Consider the following 25301-nt stretch of genomic DNA (forward strand, 5'->3'; position numbering starts at 1 on the left):
CCGGTCGTGTCGGTTGCGCGGGTGCCGCAAGCGCGGCATTCCTACCGGCCACAAGCGTGCGGCACCGGCTGCCCGGCGTGAGCCAACGGTGTCACAGGCTGCCTTGGTGCTTGCGGAACCGGTGCCACAGCATGACGGCGGCGCCGGCGGCCAGAAGCCCCAGCAGCAGCGGGTCGAGGCGGTGTTGCGGATCCAGCGCGGCGACCACGGCGGCCGCGATCAGCACCAGCCCGACGACAAGCTCCGCCTTGCGCGCCCGCCGCTTGGGTTCCTTCAGGTCCTGAACCCGGTGTGCCGTCAGCCCGATCACCACGAGGTTCAGCCACAACAGCGCCAGCAGGCCGTACTGGGTGGTTGTGCCCATGGTCACGCCGGGCACCGCCAGCTTTTTGCCGAGAAACAGCAGCGTGATGCCCGCACTGACGGCCACCGCCGTCAGCTCGGTCCAGGCGGCGCGCCGGCGCTCCTGTTCCTTTTTGCTCAGATCATCCATCATTCGAGAGTCCTCCTTAATGAGTGTATCCAAGGAAAGCCCGTAGAGGTTGCTGAGCGTGAGCAGACTCGCGATGTCGGGGTAGCTGCGCCCGGTTTCCCAGTTCGAAATCGTGGTGCGGGTGACGTGCACCTCCGCCGCCACCTGGGCCTGCGTCAGCGCGGCCGCCGCGCGGGCCTTCTTCAAGCGTTCACCAATCTCCATTGTGCTTCCCTCCGATACCCTCACTATGACCCCGTCACCTCGATCATACTAGCCAAGCCCCCGCACATCCAGCGGATTGAGGGTCAAGAATGTTGACATCGCGCTGCGGCGGGGGAAAAGCGCCCGGGTGGCGGGACCGGCACCCGTCGAGCCGCCAGACGGGCAGTGGTCTCCGGCGCACACCGTGGCCGGCGCGGGTGCCGGGTAGTGGCCCGGCGCCCGCGTCGATATTTCCCGGGAAATACCGCGTGTCCAACGCTTTTGGCGGCCGCCGTCACGGCTTTGATGGTACACTGACTTTGTTCCGGCGATGATGAGGCAAGGGAGGGCGAGACATGCAGATCGGCAAGCAGATTCAGGCGCACCGCCAAGATCTGGGCATGACCCAGGATCAGCTGGCGGAGAGGCTGTACGTGTCGCGGCAGACCATCTCGAACTGGGAGAACGACCGGCACTACCCGGACATCGAGAACCTGCTTTTGCTGAGCGGGCTGTTTCACACCTCCCTCGACGACTTAGTCAAAGGAGATGTTTCGGCAATGAAGCAGAAAATTTTCACGGCGCGCTCGACGCGAGACGTCAAGTGGATGCTGGGGCTTTTGGCGGCGGCCATTGTGGCGATGGGTCCGACCGCGTTCATGGGGTCCCCGTGGTGGTGGCTGATTCCCGGGCTGCTGTGGGCCGCGGCGATGGTGCCGGCCACGCACCTGGAGGTTCTCAAGCACAAAGCGGACGTGCACACCTACCAGGAGATCATCGCCTACGAGAAAAGCGGCGACATCGCGGCGCTGCGGGCCAAGCGCAGCAAGTGGCGCAACTTCTGGCAGACCGCGCTGATCATGGCGGTGTTCGGCGCTGTCGTCTTGGTGCTGGTACTGATCGTGATGGTGCCGTTCATGCTCTGGGGCGGCCGGTGACGCGCCAAGCGATTGATGGGGGGACGCCCGCCGCGGCAGCTGCTTGCTGCGGCGGGCGTTTTCGTGTCCGCTGCCGGGTCAGGTGACAGAACTGTTAGCGCGCCCGGCCCGGCGTCGCCGTATACTAGGCGAGATTGAACCGCGCATCTCCATCCCGAGACGGATGCGATAGGGCGTGTACGTGTTATGCTATTCACAATGTGGGGCGAACGCCCCAAAGGCGTGCCGGGGCCGCAAGGCGGAGCCGGCGCAGCGGAGGAGGAGTAATATGAGCACAGTTTTGACAGTCGACCACCTCGACAAGTCGTTCGGCAGCAAGCAGGTTCTGCACGGCGTCGACTTTTTCGTCGAGGAGGGGCACGTCGCGGGGCTGGTCGGCCCCAACGGCGCGGGCAAAAGCACGATCATGAAGGCCATCCTAGGGCTGATTCCGGTCAACGGCGGCGGCGTCGAGATCACCGGACAAAAGGTCTCCATCACCAGCCACCAGGCGCTGCGCAAGGTCGGCGCTTTGATCGAGTACCCGGGCATCTACCCGTTTTTGACCGGCCAGCAGCACCTCGAGCTGTTCGCCGACAAGCACAACAAGGCCGCCAACATTAAGGAAATTGTCGATGCGCTGGGCATGGGCACCTACATCAACCGCAAGGCGAAGCTCTACTCGCTGGGCATGAAGCAGAAGCTCGGCATCGCCCAGGCGCTGGTCAACCAGCCCAAGCTGGTCATTCTGGACGAGCCGATGAACGGCCTGGATCCCCAGGCGGTCAAGGACTTGCGCGACATCATCCGCAAAATGGCGGCCAACGGCACCAGCTTCCTGATCTCCAGCCACATCCTGTCCGAGCTCGAGAAGGTCGCCGACGACGTCTTGATCCTCAACCACGGCCACATCGTGCGCGAAACCGGCATGGCCGAGCTCGCCCACGACGGCGGCGTGACCTACGAAATCACCACCGGCAACCTCGACCAGGCCAAGGCCGCGCTGGCCACGGCCAACGTCGCCTTTACGCAAAACGGCATGAACCTTGTAATCAAGGACAACGAAGAGGTTGGCACCCTGAACCAGGCGCTTTACGCCCTGGTTCAGCACGGCGTGGCGATCACCGCCGTCGACCAGAAGACGCGCGACCTCGAGGCGTCCTTCCTCGACATGGTCCAAAAAGACAAGAAGGAGGCTTAGCCATGGGGACGTTAATCAAGCAGGAATTCTACAAGCTTTTTCATAAAACCGGCACCTGGATTGCTATCGGCATCATGGTCGGCCTTCAGATTGCCTTTGCGATTATTCGGATGGCGAACCCGGACCTCTTCACGCTCGGTGACCTGGTGACCTCCGACTTCATGGGCGGTGGCCTGGTGATTTTTCTCGCCGTCGCCGCGACCGCCAGCATCGTCGCGCAGGAGTTCCAGTTCGGCACGATGAAGCAGCTGCTGTACCGCAAGTACTACCGCAGCCAGGTCTTCGTCAGCAAGGTGATCACGATGGTGCTGTACCTGGTGTTCCTGCAGGTCATCGCCACCGCCGTCACCGTGGTGCTGTCCGTGACCACCGGCAAGTACGACTGGCTCAAGGTGGTTGGCAAGCACGCCAACTGGGAGACTTACAGCATCAGCGTGATCGGCTTCTTCCTGGTCAGCCTGCTGCTGCTGTCCGTCGTGCTGCTGCTGTCGACGCTGCTCAAGAGCAACGCCGCGGCCGTCGCCACCGGCATCGTCGGCTACTTCCTGATGTACATCGCCTCCGGCATCCTGATCGCCCTGATTGCCAAGTGGGAGTTCGTGAAGTGGAGCCCGTTCACCTTCCTGATGGTCGGCAGCCAGCTCAGCAGTGAGTCCGTCAGCAAGGTGACGCAGCTCTCGACGCCGGTGATGGTGATCGGTTCGCTGGCCTACACGGCGCTGTTCACCGTGATCGCCTACCTGAGCTTCAGAAAGCGGAGCGTGTAAAAACCAGAGCGGAGAAGCGCGCACTTAGCGAGACGGGTAGCCTAGCCGCAGCACTCGGGGCGTACTTGGCCCCGAGTGCTGCGGCGTAGCTATGTGCTCTCGCGTTGCGCTTCGGAGCTCGACGAAACCAGAGCGGAGCGCGGCGGGTTTAGCGGGTCGAATAGCCTAGCCCTGGCGTTGAGGCGGGTTATGCCTCAGCGTCAGGGCGTAGCTATTCGCACCCGCGTTGCCGCGGGGAGCTCGACGAAACCAGAGCGGAAGGCCGCGCACTTAGCGGGATGGGTAGCCTAGCCACACCCGCGTTGCCGCGGGGAGCTCGACGAACCAGAACAGACAAAAAAACGGCGCCCCGAAATTTTCGGGGCGCCGTTCGTGTCTTGTGAAGAAAATCAGGCGGTGCGCGCACTGCGCCGGGCGCTCAGCGCAGCCTTGGCCCAGTTGTAGCAGGCGCCGAACACCAGCGAGCCGCCGAGCACCAGCAGGTACACCACCAGCAGCTTGGCCAGGTGCGGCGTCACGAGACCCAGGCGCATCAGCACGCCCAGGGCCAGCGGGTGGACCAGGTAGACCGGCAGGGAAACTGCGGAGAGCCAGGACGTTGCCCGGGACGGCCGGTCGGCGTAGGCCTTGGCCAGGACGAACCAGCCGGCGGCCTGCAGCAGGATCCACAGCCCGAGGTTGGCCTGGAAGGCCTGGTCGAGGTGGCCGGCGGCGTCGGAGGCCAGCTGCGTCAGCCAGATCATCGCCAGCGTCCCGCCGTCGCCGGCCGCGGCAATCAGCCAGGTCTGTGCGCGGGTGAGCGTGAGCTTGTGCAGCGCGTAACCCAACACGAAGTAGAACACGTAGCTGCCGAGCGTCGGCACGTGGAACTGGGTCAAAAGGGCGAGCACCGGGCTGTCCGGGCGCAGGAACGGCCGCAGTGTGGCCGGCAGCACGGTGAACGCGGTGCCGAGCGTCAGCGCCCAGGCCATCAGGGCCGGCTTGGCCGTGATCGGCCGCAGCAGCGGCACCATCAGGTAGCAGCCGATCAGCACGTACAGGAACCAGAGGTGGAAGGGCCCGAGCACCAGGGTGTGGATAACGGCGGACCAGTCGTGCGAGCGCACCCACTCGGCCGCGGCGTAGATGACGTTCCACACCACCAGCACGGCCAGCAGGCGCGCCACGTTTTTGCGCAAAATGCGGCCGAACGAGGCCGGACGCGCCGGGTCGAGGAACAGGGCGCCGGAGATCATGATGAATAGGGGCACGGCGGCGCGGGTCGCGTTGTTCAAGACGGCGGTGACCACCCAGAAGCTGCGGTCGGGCGGGCCGACGAGAAACTGGGCGGTGACGTGGGTCAGAACGACCAGCAGGCAGCCGAGGGCGCGCAGGGCGTCGAAGTAGTGCGTACGATGGGATTGCGGCATGCGATTAACCTCTCGTGATGTTCATAGTGTGAAGTAAGTTCAGTGTACCCCAAAGATTCGCGGCTGTTAACTTGGCCGCGAGTTTTCTATAATGGAAGAAGACTAGATAAAGTGAGGGATTCCTTTGAGTGCCTATGTTTTTCCGCTGAAAATGGCGGCCGTGACCTTTCCCATCATCGCACTGCTCATCGCCCTGCCGTTTCTGATCGGCCAGTACCGCCGCTACGGCAGCCTGGTGTTCTGGCGGGCGGTGGTGGTGTACACCTTCATCTTCTACCTGCTGGCGGCCTACTTCCTGGTGATCCTGCCGCTGCCGGACCGCGCAAGCGTCGCCGCGCTGACCACGCCGCGCTACAGCCTGATGCCGTTCCACGAGCTGCAGGAATTCCTGGCCGCGACGCCGTTCGTCTGGAACCAGCCGGCCACCTGGCTGGCGACGGTGCGCGAGTCGACGTTTTTCATGCCGCTGTTCAACGTCGCGCTGACGCTGCCGTTCGGCGTGTACCTGCGCTACTACTTCAAGCGCCCGGTGTGGCAGGTGGTGATCGCAAGCTTCGCGCTCAGCCTGTTCTTTGAGCTGACTCAGCTGTCCGGGCTGTACGGCTACTACCCGCGGCCTTACCGGCTGTTCGAGGTCGACGACCTGATCTTGAACACCCTAGGCGGGACGCTCGGCGGGCTGCTGGCGCCGACGTTGATGCGCGTCTTCCCGTCGCGCGACGAGATGGACCAAGCCGCGCTTGAAAAAGGGCGGCACGTGACCTGGACGCGCCGGCTGGTCGCGCTGTTGATCGACAACCTGCTGGTGGCCAGCATCCTCGGCGCCCTGGCGCACCTGCTGCTGCAGCTGCTCGGCGTCAATTCCGACCTCACGCTGTTCGGCAACGTCGCCGGGCTGGTGCTGACATTCGGGCTGATGCCGCTTCTGATGAACGGCCAGACGCCGGGCAAGCGCGCGGTGCGCATCCGCATCGTGCGCCTCGACGGCAGCCCGGCCAGCATCTGGCGCATCTGGTGGCGCGAGTTCCTGCTGTACGGTGTCGCCTTCTACACGATGCGCGCGTTCCAGGCCGTTTTTGACCAGATCTTCACCAAGTTCCACCGCACCGAGACCAACTTCATCCTGCTGGGCCTGCTCGCGATTCCGGCGCTGTTTCTGGTCGCCAACTTCCTCTGGGAGGTCGTGACCCGCGACAACCGCTACTTCTACGACGTCTGGGCGGACACGACGCAGGTCAGCACGGTGGAGGCGGACAAGTGGTACGGGAAAAAGCGCGGCGGTCGGGCGGCCGCCAGTGAGCCACGCGCGACCGCGGCCGGCGATCCGGATTCGAAGGCCGGTGACGCAACGGCGGCCCAGGACGAGACAACGGCCGAGCGCGATTAGCTTGGCGCCGCGCCGATCGCCGCGTCTGTAGGCCACCGTGTATCAGAAGCCGGGCGGAATCGCCTAGGTGAGCGGGGTGAGACTTTGGTGCGCGTCGTCTCATTCAGGCTTTTTCCCCTAGCCCAAAACCGCTCTCAAGTGCGTTACAATAGAAGTAACAAGACGCGCAAAGGAGGCACACCATGGCGAACGCGACGCGCTACACGGTTGTTAACACACAAGGGGAATTCCTGGAGGACGACAGCCTGCTGCTGCTCGCCGCGTGGACCCCGGACATCCGCCGCACCTGGCTGACGTACAGCGAGCTGGAGGCGCGCCGCGTCGCGCACCAGTCCGAGGGTCAGGCGGTGGCCGTGACCTTCACGCCGCTTCCGGCCGACGGCGAGGCGGTGACACACCGCGGCCTGCCGATTGCGGTCCAAAAGCAGGTGATCACGCTGCGCGAGCAGGGGATGTCCTACCGCCACATCGCGCGGCTGCTCAACATCAGCAAGTCCACGGTCGGCAACATCGTCAGCCGCAAGTAAGCGCACAGCACAGACCAACGCGCCCCTTTCCCGATTTCGGGAAGGGGGCGCGCTTTGTGTTGAACGAAATTTCACTCGCTAGGCGCTCCGCCCTGGTCGTCGGGCTCCGTGGCGCAACGCGGGAGCGGCTAGCTACGCACCAGCGCCGGGGCATAACCCGCCCCAACACTGGCGCTAGGCTACCCGTCCCGCTAAGTGCGCGCCGCTCCGCCCTGGTATCGTCGGGCTCCGCAAGGCAACGCCGGGTCGTCTAGCTAAGGCCAGCACTCGGGGCCAAGTGCGCCCCAAGCGCCGGCCTTACGCTAGCCGCCCGGCTAAGTGCGCCTTGCTCCGCCTTGGTTATCGTAGCACCCAATGTTCCTCCGCCACTTGCACCAGCCTGGCGTCCGGGGCCGGGGCGGTGTGCGGGTCCGGGATCAGGACCTTCTGGTGCTCGTAGATCGGATCGGCGTGCGGCACCGCCGACAGCAGCGACCGGGTGTATGGGTGGCGCGGGTCTTGGTAGACGGCATTGGTTGCGCCGGCCTCGACGATGCGGCCGGCGGACATCACCAGCACGCGGTCGCAGAGGTAGCGCACCATCGACAGGTCGTGGGCGATGAACAGGTAGGTCAGGTGGCGCTCGCACTGAATCTGCCGCAGCAGGTTCACAATCTGCGCCTGAATCGAGACGTCCAGGGCCGAGATCGGCTCGTCGAGCACCAGAAACTCGGGCTGCACCGCCAGCGCCCGGGCGATGCCGATGCGCTGGCGCTGGCCGCCGGAGAACTCGTGGGGAAAACGGTTGGCGGCGTCCGCCGGCAGCCCGACCTGGGCGAGCAGCGCCTGCACCTGCGCGCGGCGTTCGGCGGCGCTGGCCGCCAGGTGGAAGTTCTCGATGCCTTCGCCGATGGCGTCGCCGACCTTCTGGCGCGGGTCGAGGCTTGAGAACGGGTCCTGGAAAATCAGCTGCACCTGGCGGCGAAAGGCGCGGCGGTCGAAGCCACGGGCGCCCAGCACCTGGCCGCGGTAGCGCACGGTGCCGGCCGTGATCGGGCCGATGCCGGCGACGGCGCGGCCGGTGGTGGACTTGCCGGATCCCGACTCGCCGACCAGGCCGACGGTGGTGCCGGCGTCAATCGCGAAGCTCACCCGGTCGACGGCGGTCAGCGCCCGGTGATTTTTCCTGAAAATGACACTGAGGTCTTCAACTTCAACTAACGGCTCAGGCATGGCGGGCCTCCTTCATCAGTGCGGCGTAGCGGGCCCAGCGGCGGCGGATGCTTGCCGGCGGCTGGTAGGCCGGGGTGCGCGGGTCGAGCAGCCACGAGCGCACGCGGTGGGTCGGCGTGACGGCAAACACCGGCGGCGCCTGCTGGAAATCGATGGCGAGCGCCTGCGGGTTGCGCGGCGCGAACGGGTCGCCGACCGCGAGCTGGTGCATGTCCGGCGGGGTGCCGGGCAGCGTGAACAGCTCAGCCTGGTCCGTCGTGTCGTCGGGGACGGCGTCGAGCAGCCCCCAGGTGTAGGGGTGCTGCGGGTGGTAGAAAATCTCGGTGGCGGTGCCGACCTCGACCACCTGGCCGGCGTACATGATGGCGACGCGGTCGGCGATGTTGGCCACCACGCCCAGGTCGTGGGTGATGAACACGACGCTGAGGTCGCGCCGCGCCTTTTGCGCCTGAATCAGCGCCAGCACCTGCGCCTGCAGGGTGACGTCGAGCGCCGTGGTCGGCTCGTCGGCAATCAAAACGCGCGGGTCGGCGATCAGCGCCTGGGCGATCATCACGCGCTGGCGCTGGCCGCCCGACAGCTCGTGCGGGTACTTGCTGGCGATCATGGCGGGGTCGGGCAGCTCGACGTCGGCGATGGCGGCGAGAACCGCCTCGCGCAGCGCGGCGCGGCCGACGCGGTGGCGCGCGGTGAGCGCCTCACCGATCTGGCGGCCGATGCGCATGGTCGGGTTCAGCGCGCTCAGGGGGTCTTGAAAAATCAGCGCGGCTAGGCTGCCGCGCACCGCGGCGAACTCCCGTGGCGTCGCGTGGGTCAGGTCGACGCCGGCCAGTCGCATGGCGTCGGCCGACACGTTGGCGTCCTTGCCCAGCAGTCCGAGCAGCGCGTGGGTGGTGACGGACTTGCCGGAGCCGGACTCGCCGACGATGGCCAGCGTCTCGCCCTGGTGGACGGTCAGGTCCACGCCGTTGACGGCGTGGAGCACCCCGGCGTCCTCCTGAAACTGCACGTGCAAGTTGCGAATCTCGATGATGTCTGACATGGTGTCCTCCAATTCAGAGGGTGACGCCGAGCGCACTTAGCGGGACGGGTAGCCTAGCGCCAGTGCTTGGGGCGCACTTGGCCCCGAGTGCTGGTGCGTAGCTAGCCGCTCCCGCGTTGCTCGGCGGAACCCGTTTACAGCTGTGTGGTCGGCGGTGGGTTAGGCCTAATCTGAAAATCCGGGCTCCGGCGCGGACGGAGCACTGCCTCCGGCTCCGGGCCGGGGCGGCGGAACGCGTGCGGCTCCCTGGAGCCCGAAGTGCGGTCTCCAGACCCGCCGTTGCTGTAAGCCAGCAAAAAGCGCTGGCTAACAGCAATTTCACGCTGGCTCGCCCCGGCCCTACGCCTGCAGCGGTGGCCCGTCCGCGCCTCCGCCCTACATCGTGGTGAATGCCACCAACTGATGACCTGCGCGCCAAAGTCCGGACGGGAGAGGTTTTTCAGATGTGATCTCGTGACCGACGCTACCCGTTCACAGCAGCGTGTCCAGCACTGTGCCAACCGCGACGGCCAGGGCGCCGATCGCCAGCAGCCGACTCGGCCGCGGCGCCTTCGCCTGCACGGTCCGGCCGAGCCGGCCCGCGTGCAGCGGCGACACCCAAAGGCGCGCGGCCAGCGCCAGCATGGCCAGGCCGGCCACGGCCCAGCTCAGGGTGTGGCCGGTCCACAGCAGCGCCGCTACCGGTGGCTGGCGGGTCAGGTTCCAGGCCAGCAGGGCGAGCACGCCGGCGAAGGCCAGGCCGATACCGGTGCGGCGACGGGCAAGCGGACCGGAAACAACCGCGGCCTGGTTTGTGATGTTTTGTCTCATCGCATGTTACCCCCTGAACTTCGGGTCGAGCGCGTCGCGCAGCCCGTCGCCGAGGATGTTGAACGCCAGGACAATCAGGACCAGGATGGCCACCGGAATGTACAGCTGGCTGGGCGACTGCAGCATCTGGTTTTGCCCGTCCGAGATCAGCAGGCCGAGGCTCGTGTTCGGCGCCTGGATGCCCAGACCCAGGAAGCTCAGCCCGGCCTCGGCGAAAATGTTGCCGGGGATGCTTTGGCCGATGTCCAGAATCAGAATGCTCATCATGTTCGGCACCAGGTGGCGCGCCATGATTTTGTACAGCGGCGTGTCCAGCATCACCGCGGCGGTGACGTAATCGGCCTGGCGCAGCTGCAGCACCAGCCCGCGGGCCTGACGCGCCGCGCCCGACCAGCTGGTGATCGCCAGCGCGAACAGCATCGTGCCGACGCCGTTGCCCAGCACGATCATGATGATCATGGTGACGAGCAGTCCGGGCAGCGAGTTGAAAATCTCGATAATGCGCATCAGGAGCTCGTCGACCCAGCCGCCGAAGAAGCTCATCACCATGCCGTAGACGGTGCCGAAGCCGATGGCCAAAAAGGTGGCGACCAGCCCGACGGCCAAGGACACCCGCACGCCCAGGCAGGTGCGCACGAACAGGTCGCGGCCCAGGTGGTCGGTGCCAAACCAGTGCTGAGCGCTCGGCGCGGCGTTTCGCAGGTTGACGTGAATCGTGTAGGGGCTGGCGCCCGAGACCAGCGGGCCGATCAGGGCGGCGAGCACCAGCAAAAGCAGGATGACCAGCCAGACCATGGCCAGGCGGTCCTTGAGCAGCTTGCGCCCCGCGGCCCGCCAGAACCCGATGCTTTTGGGCGGCTGCGCGACCGGCGCGGCCTCATCGGGGCGGTGCGAGACGAAGCGAAAGGCGGAATTATCCATGGTGACCTCCATTAATTGTGGTGCAAAGCGAACTGTGGTGGAAACGGGTTCCGCGTGGCATCGCCGGTGCGTCTAGCTAAGGCCGGACGCTGGGCCAAGGACCGGCCCAACGCCCAACCTTACGCTAGTCGACCGGCTAAGCGCCACGCGTCACCCTCTAAACGGGTTCCGCGTGGCATCGCCGGTGCATCTAGCTAAGGCCGGACACTGGGCCAAGGACCGGCCCAACGCCCAACCTTACGCTAGCCGACCGGCTAAGCGCCACGCGTCACCCTCTAAACGGGTTCCGCCGAGCAACGCGGGAGCGGCTAGCTACGCACCAGCACTCGGGGCCAAGTGCGGGCCCCAAGCACTGGTGCTAGGCTACCCGTCCCGCTAAGTGCGCTCGGCTCCACCCTCTAGTCCTGATACAGTTTAATCCGCGGATCCACCGCCATGTACAGCAGGTCGGTGACGAACAGCGTGACGATGTACAGCGCCGCGAGCAGCACCGTTTCGCCCATCACGATCGGGACGTCGCGGTTGGTCAGCGCCTGCACGAAGTACTGGCCGACGCCGGGGATGACGAAGATGCTCTCGACGAACACCGAGCCGGTGATGCCGAACGCGACCGTGACCGGCAGGCTGGTGATGATCGGAATCGCCGCGTTGCGGATCACGTGGTGTAGAACGATGGCCGGCTCCGACAGCCCCTTGGCCCGCGCGGTCAGCACGTAGTCGGCCGACAGCACGTCGAGCATCGAGTTTTTCAGCAGCCGAGCGTAGGCCGCGATGTAACCGAGTCCGCCGGCGATGGTGGGCAAAACGGTGAAGGACCAGCCGCCCCACCAGAGCTGATCACCCTCCGGCCAGCCGATGATCGGGAACCACCCGAGCCGGCCACCGAAGTAGCTCTGCAACAGCAGCGCGATGATCAGGCTGGGCACGGACATCAAAAGCAGCACGGCCACCGTAATCAGCCGGTCGATCCAGGTGTTTTTGAACACCGCGGCCAGGACACCGAGCAAAAGCCCAAGGGGGATGCCAATCAGCATTTCCTGCAGGCCGAGCCGGGCGCTCGGCGGCAGCTTCTCGGCCAACACGCGGCTTATGGTCTCGCTGGGGTCGACGATGGACGTGCCGAAGTCGCCGTGCAGCATCTTGACCATGGTCAGGCCGTAGCGCTCGAGCACCGGCTTGTCCAGCCCGGTGTTGGCGTACACCTGCCGGCGCGTGGCGGCCGGCAGCCGGTCGGTCTGGGCCGACAGCGCGTCGCCGGGCACCGCCGCGAGCAGGAAAAAGGTGGCGCTGGCGATGAGAAACAGTGAGACGGCGAGCTCGACGAGCCGCCGCAGAATGATTTTGAACATAATGTCTCCTTGTGGTGACTCTGCGCTGTGTCGGGGCATAGAGGCCGCGGCCCTTTTAGCTCAGTGCCTTACGCTACTTCCGAGATGCGTACACGTAGTCCAGATCCGGCCCGAACGTCGGGGTTTGGATGCCCTTGATGTCCTTGGCGATGTAGTAGCGGTTCTGCGCGGAGATCAGCGGGGCGACGCCGTAGTCCTTGGTCAACAGCAGCGTCTCGAGCCGCTTGTAGATGGCCAGGCGCGACTGGGTGTCGGACACCGGCGCCAGCGTCGCGTAGAGCTTGTCGTAGGCCGGGTCGTCGTAGCCGCCGAAGAACTGCTGGAAGCCGCCGGTCGACACCCACAGGTTCAGGAAGGTCGATGGGTCGTCGTAGTCGCCGTTCCAGCCGTTGGTCAACAGGTCGTACTTGTTGCCGTTGCGCGCGGCGATGAAGGACGCGGAGTCCGGCGCGACCACGGCCTTGACGGTGATGCCCAGCGCCTTCTTGTAGGTCTGCGCCAGAAAGCTCGAGGTGTCCTCGTCGCCCGCCATGGTCAGGTAGGTCAGCTTGACCTTCGCCAGGTCGGTCGACTGGCCGAGCTCCTTGAGGCCGGCCGCAAAAAGCGCGCGGAGCTTGGCGTCGGTGTTGTACTTTTCCAGCGCCGGTTTCAGGAGGTCACCGGCGTAGTCGTGGTAGTTGCTCGTGCCCACGGAGATCGACGCCGGCACGAAGCTGTAGACGGCCTTGCTCTGACCGTTGGCGACGGCCTTGTTGTAGGCCTCGCGGTTGATCGCCAGAGACAACGCCTGGCGAATTTTGGCGTTGGTCATCAGCTTGGACAGGCCGCCGTTGTGCTGGTTGAAGGCCAAGAAACTGGTGTTGCCGCTGGCCTGGGTGGACTTAACCACCTTGGCGCTCGACGACAGCTTGTCGAAGTCGGCGGCCTGGGCGCCGCTGGCCTTCACGAAGTCCAGCTGCCCGGACTGCAACAGTGACAGGACGGTCGCGTCCTTGGCGGTGGTGGTGATGGTCACGGTCTTGAAGCTGACCTTCTTGGCGTTCCAGAACTTCGGATTCTTGGTCAGCACCATCTTGCCGTTCTTCTTCCAGGACGTGATGGTGTACGCGCCGTTGGACGCCTGGTCCTGCCAGTCCGTTTTCCACGCCTTGGTGCCGCCGGCCTTGTTGATCAGGTCGAGGCGCACCGGGTAGAAGACGACGCTTGCGAGTTTTTTCAAAAAGTACGGCGTCTTGTTGGCCAGGGTGAGCTGAAGCGTGTGGGCGTCAAGCGCCTTGGCGCCGACGCCAGCGGCCGTGCCCTTGCCGGTGTTGAAGGCCTCCGCGCCTTCGATGTCGTAGGCCATCGAGGCGTAGGCGAACGCGTTCTTCGGCGTCAGCTCGCGGATGATGGAGTCGACGAACTGCTGGGCGGTGACCGCCTTGCCGTCGCTCCACTTGGCGTCGCGCAGCTTGAACGTGTAGGTCAGGCCGTCCTTGGAGACGGTGTAGGACTTCGCCTGCGCCAGCTGCAGGCCGTCGTGGCCGTTCTTGGACGTGATGCGAAAAAGGCCTTCCTGCGTCGCGTTCAGCACGTCGAACTCGTTGGCGTTTCTCACGTCGTTGACGTCGACGGTGGTGGGGTCGGAACCCTGCACCAGGTTCAGCGTGTCGTCGTGCGCCGCGGACTTGCCGCCGCAAGCGCTCAGCAGAAGCGTTAAGGCGGCGATCAGGGTGGTGTCGAGCAATGTTTTTTTCATCATGATTTCTCCTCAAGTGGCGGCGCGCCGGTCGGCCGGGCCGGTGCGCCGCGGGTAGGCACCCGCGCGTCTGCAGTCACGCGAGCACCGATTGGATACAAAAAGGCGGTGCGACAAGAATTGCTTCTCGTCACACCGCCAGAGTTGGGCTCACAAAAAGGTCAGACCGCGAGTGGTCGCCTGTGGGCATGCGCTATGGGCACGTGAAAGAAGCTGTTATGACTGTCATAACAGCAACACGTGTCCATGCAGATGCTCATCAAGCTGCGCGTCATGGTTATCCCTCCTCGTGAACTTGGCTCAAGGTTACTGCACCCGATCGATTCCTGTCAACCTTAAAGTTGAATTTGATTCCGGTGACGCCCCGATGGCGATTGCCGAAAAATTCGCCAACCCGCGCCCCGCGGCCCGTGACCGCTCCCATCCGCCCCCTCAAGGCGCTGATCGTGACTCGCCAAAAATGAGACCACCAATTAATTTCGCCGTCTGTAAGCTTACCTAACATTATGCCTCGACCCGAATGTTCGGAATGGGTATGCTCGTAGATGTGCTGTCAGAGGGCGAAGCGGCGGCCGGGCTCCGGTTCGGCTGGCGTGTCGCTTCCGGCTCCGGGCCAAGGCGGCGGAACGCGTGGGGCTCTCCTGAGCCCAAAGTACGGTCTCAGGACCCGCCCTTGCAGTAAGCCGGCAAAGAACGCCGACTAACTGCAATTTCACGCTGGCTCGCCTTGGCCCTCCGCCTCCAGCGTCACGCCGGCCGAACCTCCGCCCTACATCGTGGGTGAGCAGTTATCTTGGATTATTCACTCGCCCGTAACGGATATGTGGCTTCTGGTTACGATGCGGGACGCACTTCGCTCGCGCTAGTCGTCGTTTTGGCCACTATGTAGCGGGCGTAGGGGCGATGGGCGGGCCGGCAGTGAAAGGATTGGCCGCCCGCAAGACGCGCGGTCTAGGCGCGGCTTGCGCGTGGCCAATCCCGGCAAAAGTTGCGACAAGCAAGGGAGCCGCAGGCGACGCTTGGCGCAACTTTTAGGTCGGAGCCCGCCTCGGGCGGAGACCGGCCGCACAGCCGGCCCGCCCATCGCCCCGGAGCCGGCGGCAGCCAAGCGCACATGCGCACGCAGCAGCCCGCTGGCAGCACAACAAGCAAACACAAAATTAAGCAAAGGGAAGTGGTGTAGGGATGAGACGCAAGTTTTGGGTGCCGGTACTGGCGCTGTTGCTATCGATTATGACATGGGGGATGCCCCGAGAACAGCAGGTGCAGGCAGCCGAACAGACCTACACCATCGGGACGGACGTGACGTTCGCGCCCTTCGAGTTCGCGGACAAGAATAACCAGTACGTCGGCATCGACATCGACCTGCTGAACGCGATCGGCAAGGCCGAGGGGTTCAAGGTCCAGTGGAAAATCCTGGGCTTCAACGCGGCCGTGCAGGCGCTTGAGGCCAAGCAGGTCGACGGCGTCATGGCGGGGATGAGCATCACCCCCGAGCGCCAGCAGAAGTTTCTCATGTCCGACCCGTACTACCAGTCGGGCATCGCGATGGCCGTCGCGACCGGCGCGAAGATTTCGAAGATTGCGGACCTGCGCGGCAAGCGCGTGGCGGTCAAGACCGGCACCGAATCGGCCGATTACGCCGCCGCCCACGCCAAGCAGTACGGCTTTCACGTGGTGACCTTCGACGACTCCAACAACGTCTACCAGGACGTCACGTCCGGCAACTCGCAGGCCTGCTTCGAGGACTTTCCGGTCATGCAGTACGGCATCGCCACCGGCGTCAAGCTGCGCGTCGTCAACAAGACGCCGTACGCGGCCAACGACTACGGCATCGCCGTGCAAAAGGGCAAGCCGCAGCTTTTGGCCAAGATCAACGCCGGCCTGAAGAAGCTGCGCGCGTCCGGCGAGTACGCCAAAATCGTCGCCAAGTACGTCGGCGACGGCTCGCAGGCCTCGCAGACGGCCAAGACCAAAGAGACGCAGGAGACGGACCGCAGCTTCTGGGGTCTCCTCAAGGCCAACCGCCAGACGCTTCTGGCCGGGCTCGCGCAGACGCTCGAGCTGACCGTGGTCGGCATCCTCTTTGCCACCGTCGTCGGCATCCTGATCGGGCTGCTCGGCGTGATTCCGAACCGCTTCGCACAGGGTGCGGCCACGACGTTCATCTACATTTTCCGCGGCCTGCCGATGATCGTGCTCGCGCTGTTCATCTACACCGGGGTGCCGGGGCTGATCGGCTTCAAGATTCCGGCCTTCATCGCCGGCATCATCACCCTGACGCTCAACGAGGGGGCCTACACGGCGGCGTTCGTCAAGGGCGGCATCGCCGCGGTCGACCGCGGCCAGATGGAGGCGGCCCGAAGCCTCGGCCTGCCGTGGGGTAAGGCGATGCGGCGCGTGATCCTGCCGCAGGGGCTGCGCATCATGATTCCAAGCTTCGTCAACCAGTTCATCATCACGCTCAAGGACACGTCGATCCTGTCGGTACTGGGGCTGCTCGAGCTGACCCAGACGGGTAAAATCATCATCGCCCGCAACATGGAGGGCTTCAAGATCTGGACCATCGTCGCCCTGATCTACCTTATTCTGATCACCGGGCTGACCTGGCTGTCCAACTACATCCAAAAGAAGGTGCGCTAATGACCACAACGCGAATCGAAATGAAGGACGTCCACAAGCGCTACGGCCACAACGAGGTGATCAAGGGCGTCGATCTGGCCGTGAAGGACAACGAGGTCGTCGTGCTGATCGGCGCCTCGGGTGCAGGCAAGAGCACGGTGCTGCGCATGATGAACGGCCTGGAAACCACCAGCTCCGGCGAGATTCTGATCGACGGCCTGGACATCGCCAAGCCGCACGTGAACATCGACCAAGTGCGGGAGAAAATCGGCATGGTGTTCCAGCACTTCAACCTTTTCCCCAACCTCACCGTGCTGGGCAACATCACGCTGGCGCCGATCGAGCTCGGGCTGATGGACAAGGCGGCGGCCGAAAAGGAGGGCCTGCGCCTGCTGGACGTGGTCGGCCTGGTCGACAAGGCGAACGCGCGCCCGGCCAAGCTGTCGGGCGGCCAAAAGCAGCGCGTCGCCATCGCGCGGGCGCTGGCGATGAAACCGGACATCATGCTGTTCGACGAGCCGACCTCGGCGCTTGACCCCGAGATGGTCGGCGACGTGCTGGGCGTCATGCGGCGCCTGGCCAAGCAGGGGATGACCATGGTGATCGTGACCCACGAGATGGGCTTTGCCAAGGAGGTCGCCGACCGCGTCGTCTTCTTCGGCGACGGCCGCATCATGGAGCAGGGCACCCCGGACCAGATCTTCAACCACCCGCAGTGCCCGCGGCTGCAGAGCTTCCTGGAGAAGGTGCTGGAGGCGTAAAGGCCCGCGGTGCAACAATCTATTCATGACGAGGTCCCTCGCAGGGCTGGCGACAACGCCAGCCCTCCGAGGGGCCTTTTGTGCGACGAAAAGTTAGTCGAGGCAAAACCTTTGTGATGCCCGTTCTAAGGCATTCACCACCACGGACACAGGAAGTCCCCACGAAAAAATAGCCAAAATTAAATTTAGTTAAGCAAGGCGAACTTTATTCGAGATTTTTATTGAGTGGTTTCGGAGCAGATAACAACCGATGAGCAGACTGTCGGGTGTCGGAAATTTGGCCGGCAAACGTTTTTTTTCGGGTCGATCGGGCTTCTCGACCCCAATGATCGGGCTCTAACGGCGAGAAATCGGTCCAAAGGGGCGGAGACGACGCATTCAATCCGGAACGCGTCTGCGCGAGGGTCACACGATAATCGTGTTTTTATGCTTTTTGATTGCGCCTCCGGTTTCGCAAAGTTAGCCGCCCCTTAAAAAATCCTTTAACTCGCGCAACAACCGCCGTATACTGGCCTTGGAATAATTTGGCAATCCATCACGCCGCATCCAAGCGGCAGTCGGGCGGGGCAGTCCGGCAGAAAGGAAGGGCAACATGGCAGAAGAACCACGCAAGCACAAGCTGATCGAGTACGCGAACGGACCGTCACTCGAGGAGATCAACGGCACGGTGGAGGTGCCGCGGGGGAAAGGGTTCTGGCGCACCCTGTTCGCCTACTCGGGGCCCGGCGCCCTGGTCGCCGTGGGGTACATGGACCCCGGCAACTGGTCGACCAGCATCACCGGCGGGCAGAACTTCGGCTACCTGCTGATGAGCATCATTCTAATCTCGAGCCTGATCGCGATGCTCCTGCAGAACATGGCGGCGAAGCTGGGCATTGTCACGCGCATGGACCTCGCGCAGGCGATCCGCGCTCGCACCAGCAAGGTCCTCGGCGTCATCCTCTGGATCATGACCGAGTTCGCCATCATGGCCACCGACATCGCCGAGGTCATCGGCGCGGCGATTGCGCTGTACCTGCTGTTCAAGATTCCGCTGGTCATCGCGGTGTTTCTGACCGTGCTCGACGTGCTGGTGCTCCTGCTGTTGACCAAAATCGGCTTCCGCAAGATCGAGGCGATCGTGGTCTGCCTGATCCTCGTGATCCTGCTGGTGTTCGCCTACCAGGTCGCGCTGTCTGACCCGCAGTGGGGCCAGGTGATCCTCGGGCTGGTGCCGAGCGCCAAGTCCGTCGCGACCAGCCCGACCGTCGCCGGCATGACGCCTTTGAGCGGGGCGCTTGGCATCATCGGCGCGACCGTCATGCCGCACAACCTGTACCTGCACTCCGCGATTTCGCAGACGCGCAAGCTCAACCACGACGACGAGGAGGAGGTCGCCACGGCGGTGCGTTTTTCGCAGTGGGACTCCAACATTCAGCTGAGCTTCGCCTTTGTGGTCAACGCGCTTTTGCTGATCATGGGCGTTGCCGTTTTCAAGTCCGGCGCGGTCAAGGATCCGTCCTTCTTCGGCCTCTATGAGGCGCTGTCGGACACCTCAACGCTGAGCAACGGCGTGCTGATCGCCGTCGCCAAGTCCGGCATCCTGTCTGTCCTGTTCGCCGTCGCCTTGCTGGCGTCGGGGCAAAACTCCACCATCACCGGCACCCTGACCGGGCAGGTGATCATGGAGGGCTTCGTCCACATGCGGATGCCGCTGTGGGCGCGGCGCCTGGTCACCCGGCTGATCTCCGTCGTCCCGGTCCTGATCTGCGTGGCGATGACCGCCAACCTGAACAAGGTCGACCAGCACGAGGCGCTCAACACCCTGATGAACAACTCGCAGGTCTTCCTGGCCTTCGCGCTGCCGTTCTCGATGCTGCCGCTGTTGATGCTGACGGACAGCGAGGCCGAGATGGGCGCGCGCTTCAAGAACTCGGGGTGGGTCAAAATCTGCGGCTGGATCTCCGTGATCGGCCTGACCTTCCTGAACATGCTGAACCTGCCGAAGTCCTTCGCCGACTTCCTCGGTGCGGACGCCAGCGCGGATGCGGTCTTGTCGGCGCACATCGCGGCCTACGTGGCGATCGCGGCGATCCTGGCGCTTCTGGTCTGGTGCATCGCCGACCTGCGCCGCGGCAACCAGCGGCTGGCCGAACACGAGGCGGCCGCGAAGTTGCACGCGACGACCGCAACCCGCGATAATTAACATAGGTGCACTCACGACACGGAGGAGGAATCACAATGGCAAAGGATTATCAGAAAATTTTGGTCGGGGTCGACGACTCGGCGGATGCGCTGGCGGCTTTTCGCTACGCCATCCACCGCGCCAAGGCCGACGGCGCGGAGCTCGTCATCACCGGCATCCTGGAGTCCGGCGAGATGAACATCTACCAGGCGCTGAGCAAGGATTACGTCCACGGCGAGCGCGCCGAGCTTGAGGCCCACCTTAACGACTACGTGGGTCTAGCGCAAAAGGCCGGCATCGCCAAGGTCTACGCGGTGATCGGCGAGGGCGACGCGGGGGAGACCATCATCAAGACGATCATCCCGCAGGTGCAGCCCGACCTGTTGATCATCGGCGCCGAGGCCAAGAAGGGCCTGGCGCGCCACTTCGGCAGCCAGGCGGCCTACATGGCCAAGTACGCCGACATCTCGGTGCTGATTGTGCGGGAGTAACGCCGACAACATGACGAATTAGCAGGGGGTGCGCCGAGTCTCGGCGCACCCCCTGCTTGCCTAGGGCCGCGCCCGCCGCAGCGGCGGGCTCGCCAGCCATTCCCGGGCCAGGCGCACCAGGGCCAGCGGGAAGCCGAGTTCGTAGTCGGTGAAGGTCAAAGCGCGGCGCGAGACAGCGGCACTGGCCAGGCGGGTGACGTAAAGCGGGCTTGGCATGACCGCCACCGGCTGAAGCGCCGCCTGCATCGTCTCGAGGCGGCGTCTGGCCTGCGGGGTGCGCGCGTCCTGGGCGGAAGCAAAGGCGGCACACAGCGCGGCCCCCTCGCCCGGGCGCGCGGCGTAGCGCGTGGCGACCTGGCCGCCGACGCTGGCCAGGTCGCCGCACCGCACGTCGGCCCGGGCGAACGTGGCGTCAAAGGCCACGAGCAGCGGATTGGGGTCGGCGCTGGCGTAGACGAAGGGCAGGGTCAGCGGCGCGCCGGTGCGGGTTGGGCCGGTGACGGTGAGAATGGTGAGGCGGTCGAACGCGGCCTCGAGGTGTTGAGGGTGCGGCATGGGCAGGCTCCTTTTCTGTGCGGTTGACAGCGGTGGGGGAACGCTTACAATGGAAACCATGCAGTGGGCGCCGCGGCCGCCCGAGTGGGGGCGGCACGCAGGCGCGGAGGAGGAAAAGATGAAAAAGCGCGCGGTATTATTCGATCTGGACGGGGTGCTGATTGACAGCGAGCCCCTGTACTACAAGTGGCGCAAGGCGCAGTTCGACGCGGCGGGGGTGCACCCCGCGCGCTTCTCTTTGGCGGAGACGGCGGGGGTGACGGACGACGCCTTTTGGCTGCAGGCCTTTCCGACCGACGCGGCGCTGCGAACGGCGCAGCGGCGTCAGTTCGAGGCCGACGTCGCGGCGCACCCGGTTCCCTTCTCAAGCATCCTGAAGCCGGGGGTGGCGGAGACCCTGGCGTGGCTGCCCGCGCACGGCTACCGCACCGCGCTGGTGTCGGCCGGTGCGATGCCGGACCTCTTGCGCTTCGTGGCCGAGTGTGACCTGCACTTCGACCGCGTGATCAGCGGTTCGGACCTCGCCGCCAACAAGCCGGATCCCTTGATCTACCGCACGGCGCTTGAGGCGTTAGCGCTGCCGGCCTCGGCCTGCCTGGCCATCGAGGACAGCCAGGTCGGCATCGCCGCGGCCACCGGTGCGGGCATCGAGACCTGGGCGGTGCGGCCCGACGGCTACGCGCTCGACCAGCGCGGGGCCGACCGGATCATCGCCGGGGTCAAGGCGTTGCCCGAACTGTTGGGATGACGGTGGCCCCGAGGTAATCTTACCGGCTGAGGGCGTGGCCGGCAATTTTTAAGCACCGCACGATTAGGTGACGCGAAGAACGGCCGCCGGTTTGGCATCGTGTCAGGTGACGAGGGCTGGCCATCAATCGGCCAGCCCGGATTGCGCACGAAAGTTACATCGCAGTCGCGGGCCGAGAGTCTTCGCCCACGCGCCACGGCGGCCACCGCGTGTTTCCTAAGTTCGGGAAACACGCGGTGGCCGCCTTGTACTCTGGGCTAAGTGCGACTTATGACCCAGCCTCTTTTTTTGCGGTCGCGCCGACGCCAAAACGCCGGTGCGACCGCTTTTGCGTCCCGAAAAAGCGCGGCGGCTTGCCTTCTAGCCGGGGTTTCGGTAGAATTGGTGTAGATAGTTTAGACGTCCCTAAAAATAATGGAGGTGCCGCATGCTCAAGCTCACGGCCCTCACCGTTGCTTACGATGACACACCAGTCTTCTCTGATGTTGCCGTGGACTTTCACGCAGGCACCATTACTGGGATCATCGGCCCCAACGGTGCGGGCAAATCCACCATGATCAAGGCCGCCCTCGGCCTGATCAAGGCCGCCGGGTCGGTCACGTTCGACGACCGCCCGATTAAGGCCATCCGCAAAAACATCGCGTACGTCGAACAGCGCAAGGACCTGGACCTCACCTTCCCGGCCTCGGTGCTCGACGTGGTACTCACCGGCACCTACGCCAGCCTCGGCCTGTTCAAGAGCCCGGGCAAGAGGGAAAAGGCGGCAAGCCTGAACGCCCTGCACCAGGTTGACCTGACCACCTTCACGCACCGCCAGATCGGCCAGCTCTCGGGCGGCCAGCTGCAGCGGGTGTTCGTCGCGCGCGCCATCGTGCAAGACGCCGACCTGATCATCTTGGACGAGCCGTTCGTCGGCATCGACCTGCAAAGCGAGGCCGCCATCATGGCGATCCTCAAGGAATGGCGCGACGCGGGCAAGACCATCATCGTCGTGCACCACGACCTCAACAAGGTGTTCGACTACTTCGACGAGCTCGTGATCGTCAACCGCGGCATCGTCGCGGCGGGGCCGACCCGCGAGGTCTACACCGCGGCCAACATCGCCAAGGCCTTCTCGCCGGACCTGGCCTCGGTTCTCTTTGAACCGGAGGTGAGCGCATGAGCACGATCACAGACTTCATCGCGGCGCTTGGCAAGTACGATTTTCTCCAAAGCGCCCTGATCACCGCCGTCATGGTCGGCGTGATGTCCGGCATCGTCGGCAGCTTCATCATCCTGCGCGGGATGTCTCTGATGGGCGACGCGATCTCCCACGCGGTGCTGCCTGGGGTGGCGGTCGCCTACATGCTGGGCATCAACGTGCTGCTCGGCGCGTCGGTGTTCGGCATCCTGGCGGCGATGCTGATCGGCTTCGTCGCGTCCCGCAGCAAGATCAAGACGGACACCTCCATCGGAATCGTTTTCTCCGCCTTCTACGCGCTGGGCTTCATCCTGATCTCGATGGCCGAAAGCGCGACGAACCTGCACCACATCCTGTTCGGGAACATCCTGGCCGTGTCGGATTCCGACATCATGACCACGGCCATCGTGCTGGCGCTGGTGATCGTGTTCGTCGTCTTCTTCTACAAGGAGCTGTTCATCACCAGCTTCGACGCGACCTTCGCGCGCACGTACGGCCTGCCGGTGCAGGTGGTTCATTACGCGCTGATGCTGGTGCTGACGCTGGTGACCGTGTCGTCGCTTCAGACCGTCGGCATCATCCTGGTGGTCGCGATGCTGATCACCCCGGCGGCCACCGCGTTCCTGTGGACCGAGCGCCTGCACGTGATGCTGGTGCTCGCCGCCCTGGTCGGCGTGGTCTCCGCCACCGTCGGCCTCTACCTGAGTTTCACCTTCAACTGGGCGTCCGGCCCGGCCATCGTGCTGGTCGCAGCCGCGCTGTTCGGGGTGTCGTTCGCGGTCAGCCCCAAGCAGGGCCTGCTGCGGCGGAAGGTACGGGTGCCGGCATGAAAAAACTCCTGATCACGCTGCTCGGCGTCTCCGCGATGCTTTGGGGCGTGCACCACTTCGTCACCACCCGCGCGGCCAGCCAGCCGGCGACCGGCACGGACAAGCTGCAGGTCGTGGCGACCAACTCGATTCTGGCCGACCTGGTCCAGGAGGTCGGCGGATCGCACGTGGCCGTTTACAGCATCGTCCGCCGCGGCGTCGACCCGCACGAGTACGAGCCGCGCCCCAGCGACGTGGCCGCCGACGCCGAGGCCGACCTGCTGTTTCACAACGGCCTGAACCTCGAAACCGGCGGCTCCGGCTGGTTCAAGAAGCTCGTGACCACCACCGGGCAGGCGTTCGGCAAGACCGTTTTCGCCGCGTCCGAGGGCGTCACCCCCAAGCACCTGACCACCAACAAGGCCGAGGTCGACCCGCACGCGTGGCTCGACCTCGAAAACGGCGTCCAGTACGTCCGCACGATCCAGCGCCGGCTGAGCGACGCCGACCCGGCCAACGCCGCGGCCTACCAGCAAAACGCCGACGCGTACGCCGACAAGCTGATGGCGCTGCATGAGGCCGCGGTCGCGAAGTTCGCGCGGCTGCCGGAGAACCGGCGGGTGCTGGTGACGTCGGAGGGCGCGTTCAAGTACTTCGGCGCCGCGTACGGCGTGACGCCGACCTACATCTGGGAGATCAACACGGAGTCGCAGGGCACGCCGGCGCAGCTGCAGGCGGTGCTCGGCAAGCTCGCGGCCAGCTCCGGCAAGCACGTCTTCGTCGAAAGCTCGGTGTCGCCCAAGGCCATGCAAAAAGTGGCCAAGGAAAGCGGCCGCACCATCTACGCGAAGCTCTTCACCGACTCCCTGGCCGCCGCCGGCACCACCGGCGACACCTACTACACGATGATGAAGTGGAACCTCGACCAAATCTACGCCGGGCTGGCGGGGTAGGCAGCCCGGCGCCGGCGCGGGCCGGCTGGGGCTTCCGGCTCCGGGCCAAGGCAATGGTCCGCGTGGGGCTCTCCTGAGCCCGAAGTGCGGTCTCAGGACCCGCCCTTGCAGTAAGCCAGCCAAAACCGCTGCCCGCGCCCCGAGAAAGCGCGGCAGCAATGTCACGCTGGCTCGCCTTGGCCCTCCGCCTCCAGCCGCAGCCGACCCGCGCCGCGGCCCTACCGTGGAGGAAGAGGGCCACCGTGGTCCAAGTTCGAGTACACTGGCGGTGTCCGGGTGTCCGGGTGTCCGGGTGTCCGGGTGTCCGGGTGTCCGCCGACCGATCTGCGGGCTGGGTCTCGCCGCGGCTGAGGCCGGTTGCCACATGGTCGCGGTCGCGGGCTGCGTCGGTGATTGCGGCGCTCGCCCCGGTTCGGTACAATGGCGAAGACAACGGAGGGATGCGGATGAGACCTGTTTACTTCTACGGCGCGATGAGCCTCGATGGCTACCTCGCCACGGCCGACGATGACCTGCAGTGGCTGCTCGACGCCGACGTCGGCGGGGTGGACACGTACCGTGACTTCGCCGCGCGCATCGACACGCTGGTGATGGGGCGGGCCACCTACGACTGGCTGCTGGCCGCGATGCCCGGCCAGGCGCTGTACCCGGATTGCGCCAAGGTGGTGCTGACCCACCGGCCGGCCGCCGCGGTGCCGGGCACGGCATTCGTCGCCGAGACGACCGCGGACGCGGTGCGGCGGCTGCGCGAAGCGCCCGGGCGCGGCATCTGGATTGTCGGCGGCGGCCGCGTGGTCGCCGACCTGCTCGCGGCGGACCTGATCGACGAGCTCTGGGTGCAGATCGTGCCGGTGCTCTTGGGCGGCGGCAAGCCGCTGTTTCCGGCAGGTGATTACCGCCGCCGCTTCGCCGTGGCCGACCGCACCGCGATGGGCGAGCTGACCGAGCTGCACCTGGTGCGGCAACCCGAATGACAGTAAAAATGCGTTGTCTCACCGTTTTGCTTGGCGGTGAGACAACGCATTTTCGTTTGTTTTAGAATGTGGGATGTTTTTTGGCTGA

At 64.9% G+C, this 25301-nt stretch carries 23 protein-coding genes; 14 read left to right on the forward strand and 9 right to left on the reverse strand.

All coding sequences use genetic code 11. The annotated features are described in order from the left end of the window. Positions 1 to 91: 91 nt before the first annotated feature. Positions 92 to 697 carry a helix-turn-helix transcriptional regulator gene (locus LE416_RS10335; protein ID WP_225048469.1) on the reverse strand — a complete coding sequence of 202 codons (606 nt, stop codon included), beginning with the start codon at positions 695 to 697 and terminating at the stop codon, positions 92 to 94. A 335-nt stretch (positions 698 to 1032) separates the two neighbouring features. Here LE416_RS10335 and LE416_RS10340 point away from each other — a divergent pair, with 335 nt between their 5' ends. From LE416_RS10340 to LE416_RS10350, 3 genes are all read left to right on the forward strand, one after another. Then, complete coding sequence (locus tag LE416_RS10340; RefSeq protein ID WP_225048470.1) at positions 1033 to 1614, forward strand: helix-turn-helix transcriptional regulator; 582 nt, start codon at positions 1033 to 1035, stop codon at positions 1612 to 1614. Positions 1615 to 1882: 268 nt separating this feature from the next. Then, a complete protein-coding gene (locus LE416_RS10345) occupies positions 1883 to 2794 on the forward strand; it encodes an ABC transporter ATP-binding protein (protein ID WP_225048471.1) in 912 nt (303 codons plus the stop codon). Positions 2795 to 2796: 2 nt separating this feature from the next. Beyond that, a complete protein-coding gene (locus LE416_RS10350; RefSeq protein WP_225048474.1) occupies positions 2797 to 3561 on the forward strand; it encodes an ABC transporter permease in 765 nt (254 codons plus the stop codon). Positions 3562 to 3950: 389 nt separating this feature from the next. On the opposite strand, the gene LE416_RS10355 is transcribed toward LE416_RS10350, so the two are convergent. After that, positions 3951 to 4970 carry an acyltransferase gene (locus LE416_RS10355; RefSeq protein ID WP_225048476.1) on the reverse strand — a complete coding sequence of 340 codons (1020 nt, stop codon included), beginning with the start codon at positions 4968 to 4970 and terminating at the stop codon, positions 3951 to 3953. A gap of 124 nt (positions 4971 to 5094) precedes the next feature. On the opposite strand from LE416_RS10355, the gene LE416_RS10360 reads away from it, so the two are divergent. Both LE416_RS10360 and LE416_RS10365 read left to right on the forward strand, forming a co-directional pair. Beyond that, positions 5095 to 6357: a VanZ family protein gene (locus LE416_RS10360; RefSeq protein WP_225048478.1), complete on the forward strand. Its 1263-nt coding sequence runs from the start codon at positions 5095 to 5097 to the stop codon at positions 6355 to 6357. 182 nt (positions 6358 to 6539) lie between these two features. Then, positions 6540 to 6884 (forward strand): sigma factor-like helix-turn-helix DNA-binding protein, encoded by a 345-nt coding sequence (locus LE416_RS10365; protein ID WP_225048480.1) that lies wholly within the window; start codon positions 6540 to 6542, stop codon positions 6882 to 6884. Positions 6885 to 7223: 339 nt separating this feature from the next. On the opposite strand, the gene LE416_RS10370 is transcribed toward LE416_RS10365, so the two are convergent. From LE416_RS10370 to LE416_RS10395, 6 genes are all read right to left on the reverse strand, one after another. Further along, positions 7224 to 8096 (reverse strand): ATP-binding cassette domain-containing protein, encoded by an 873-nt coding sequence (locus LE416_RS10370; RefSeq protein ID WP_225048483.1) that lies wholly within the window; start codon positions 8094 to 8096, stop codon positions 7224 to 7226. After that, a complete protein-coding gene (locus tag LE416_RS10375; RefSeq protein WP_225048485.1) occupies positions 8089 to 9138 on the reverse strand; it encodes an ABC transporter ATP-binding protein in 1050 nt (349 codons plus the stop codon). Before LE416_RS10375 ends, LE416_RS10370 begins: the two co-directional genes overlap by 8 nt. Before the next feature lie 471 nt (positions 9139 to 9609). Further along, a complete protein-coding gene (locus LE416_RS10380) occupies positions 9610 to 9948 on the reverse strand; it encodes a hypothetical protein (RefSeq protein WP_225048487.1) in 339 nt (112 codons plus the stop codon). A gap of 6 nt (positions 9949 to 9954) precedes the next feature. Further along, complete coding sequence (locus LE416_RS10385) at positions 9955 to 10869, reverse strand: ABC transporter permease (protein WP_338034773.1); 915 nt, start codon at positions 10867 to 10869, stop codon at positions 9955 to 9957. Between the two features lie 398 nt (positions 10870 to 11267). Continuing rightward, positions 11268 to 12218, reverse strand: coding sequence for an ABC transporter permease (locus LE416_RS10390; protein ID WP_225048488.1), 951 nt, complete (start codon positions 12216 to 12218; stop codon positions 11268 to 11270). Positions 12219 to 12291: 73 nt separating this feature from the next. Beyond that, complete coding sequence (locus LE416_RS10395) at positions 12292 to 13956, reverse strand: peptide ABC transporter substrate-binding protein (protein ID WP_225048489.1); 1665 nt, start codon at positions 13954 to 13956, stop codon at positions 12292 to 12294. A gap of 1185 nt (positions 13957 to 15141) precedes the next feature. On the opposite strand from LE416_RS10395, the gene LE416_RS10400 reads away from it, so the two are divergent. From LE416_RS10400 to LE416_RS10415, 4 genes are all read left to right on the forward strand, one after another. Beyond that, a complete protein-coding gene (locus LE416_RS10400; protein ID WP_225048490.1) occupies positions 15142 to 16599 on the forward strand; it encodes an ABC transporter substrate-binding protein/permease in 1458 nt (485 codons plus the stop codon). Next, on the forward strand, positions 16599 to 17339 hold the full coding sequence (locus LE416_RS10405) for an amino acid ABC transporter ATP-binding protein (protein WP_225048492.1): 741 nt from the start codon (positions 16599 to 16601) through the stop codon (positions 17337 to 17339). The genes LE416_RS10400 and LE416_RS10405 overlap by 1 nt, the downstream gene beginning before the upstream one ends. Before the next feature lie 592 nt (positions 17340 to 17931). Continuing rightward, positions 17932 to 19524: an Nramp family divalent metal transporter gene (locus LE416_RS10410; protein ID WP_225048494.1), complete on the forward strand. Its 1593-nt coding sequence runs from the start codon at positions 17932 to 17934 to the stop codon at positions 19522 to 19524. 35 nt (positions 19525 to 19559) lie between these two features. Continuing rightward, complete coding sequence (locus LE416_RS10415) at positions 19560 to 19994, forward strand: universal stress protein (RefSeq protein ID WP_225048496.1); 435 nt, start codon at positions 19560 to 19562, stop codon at positions 19992 to 19994. Positions 19995 to 20054: 60 nt separating this feature from the next. On the opposite strand, the gene LE416_RS10420 is transcribed toward LE416_RS10415, so the two are convergent. Further along, entirely contained in the window at positions 20055 to 20549 is a 495-nt protein-coding gene (locus LE416_RS10420) for a hypothetical protein (protein ID WP_225048499.1), read from the reverse strand. A gap of 118 nt (positions 20550 to 20667) precedes the next feature. On the opposite strand from LE416_RS10420, the gene LE416_RS10425 reads away from it, so the two are divergent. The 5 genes from LE416_RS10425 (at position 20668) to LE416_RS10445 (ending at position 25213) form a co-directional block, all read left to right on the forward strand. After that, positions 20668 to 21297, forward strand: coding sequence for an HAD family hydrolase (locus LE416_RS10425; RefSeq protein ID WP_225048502.1), 630 nt, complete (start codon positions 20668 to 20670; stop codon positions 21295 to 21297). Positions 21298 to 21724: 427 nt separating this feature from the next. After that, positions 21725 to 22459: a metal ABC transporter ATP-binding protein gene (locus LE416_RS10430; RefSeq protein ID WP_225048505.1), complete on the forward strand. Its 735-nt coding sequence runs from the start codon at positions 21725 to 21727 to the stop codon at positions 22457 to 22459. Next, positions 22456 to 23307, forward strand: a complete 852-nt coding sequence (locus LE416_RS10435; RefSeq protein WP_225048508.1) for a metal ABC transporter permease — start codon at positions 22456 to 22458, stop codon at positions 23305 to 23307. The genes LE416_RS10430 and LE416_RS10435 overlap by 4 nt, the downstream gene beginning before the upstream one ends. Next, on the forward strand, positions 23304 to 24239 hold the full coding sequence (locus LE416_RS10440; protein ID WP_225048510.1) for a metal ABC transporter solute-binding protein, Zn/Mn family: 936 nt from the start codon (positions 23304 to 23306) through the stop codon (positions 24237 to 24239). The genes LE416_RS10435 and LE416_RS10440 overlap by 4 nt, the downstream gene beginning before the upstream one ends. A gap of 446 nt (positions 24240 to 24685) precedes the next feature. Then, positions 24686 to 25213: a dihydrofolate reductase family protein gene (locus tag LE416_RS10445; RefSeq protein ID WP_225048512.1), complete on the forward strand. Its 528-nt coding sequence runs from the start codon at positions 24686 to 24688 to the stop codon at positions 25211 to 25213. Positions 25214 to 25301: the final 88 nt, after the last annotated feature.

The organism is Lacticaseibacillus kribbianus, assembly GCF_020180945.1.
Taxonomy (GTDB): Bacteria; Bacillota; Bacilli; order Lactobacillales; family Lactobacillaceae; genus Lacticaseibacillus; species Lacticaseibacillus kribbianus.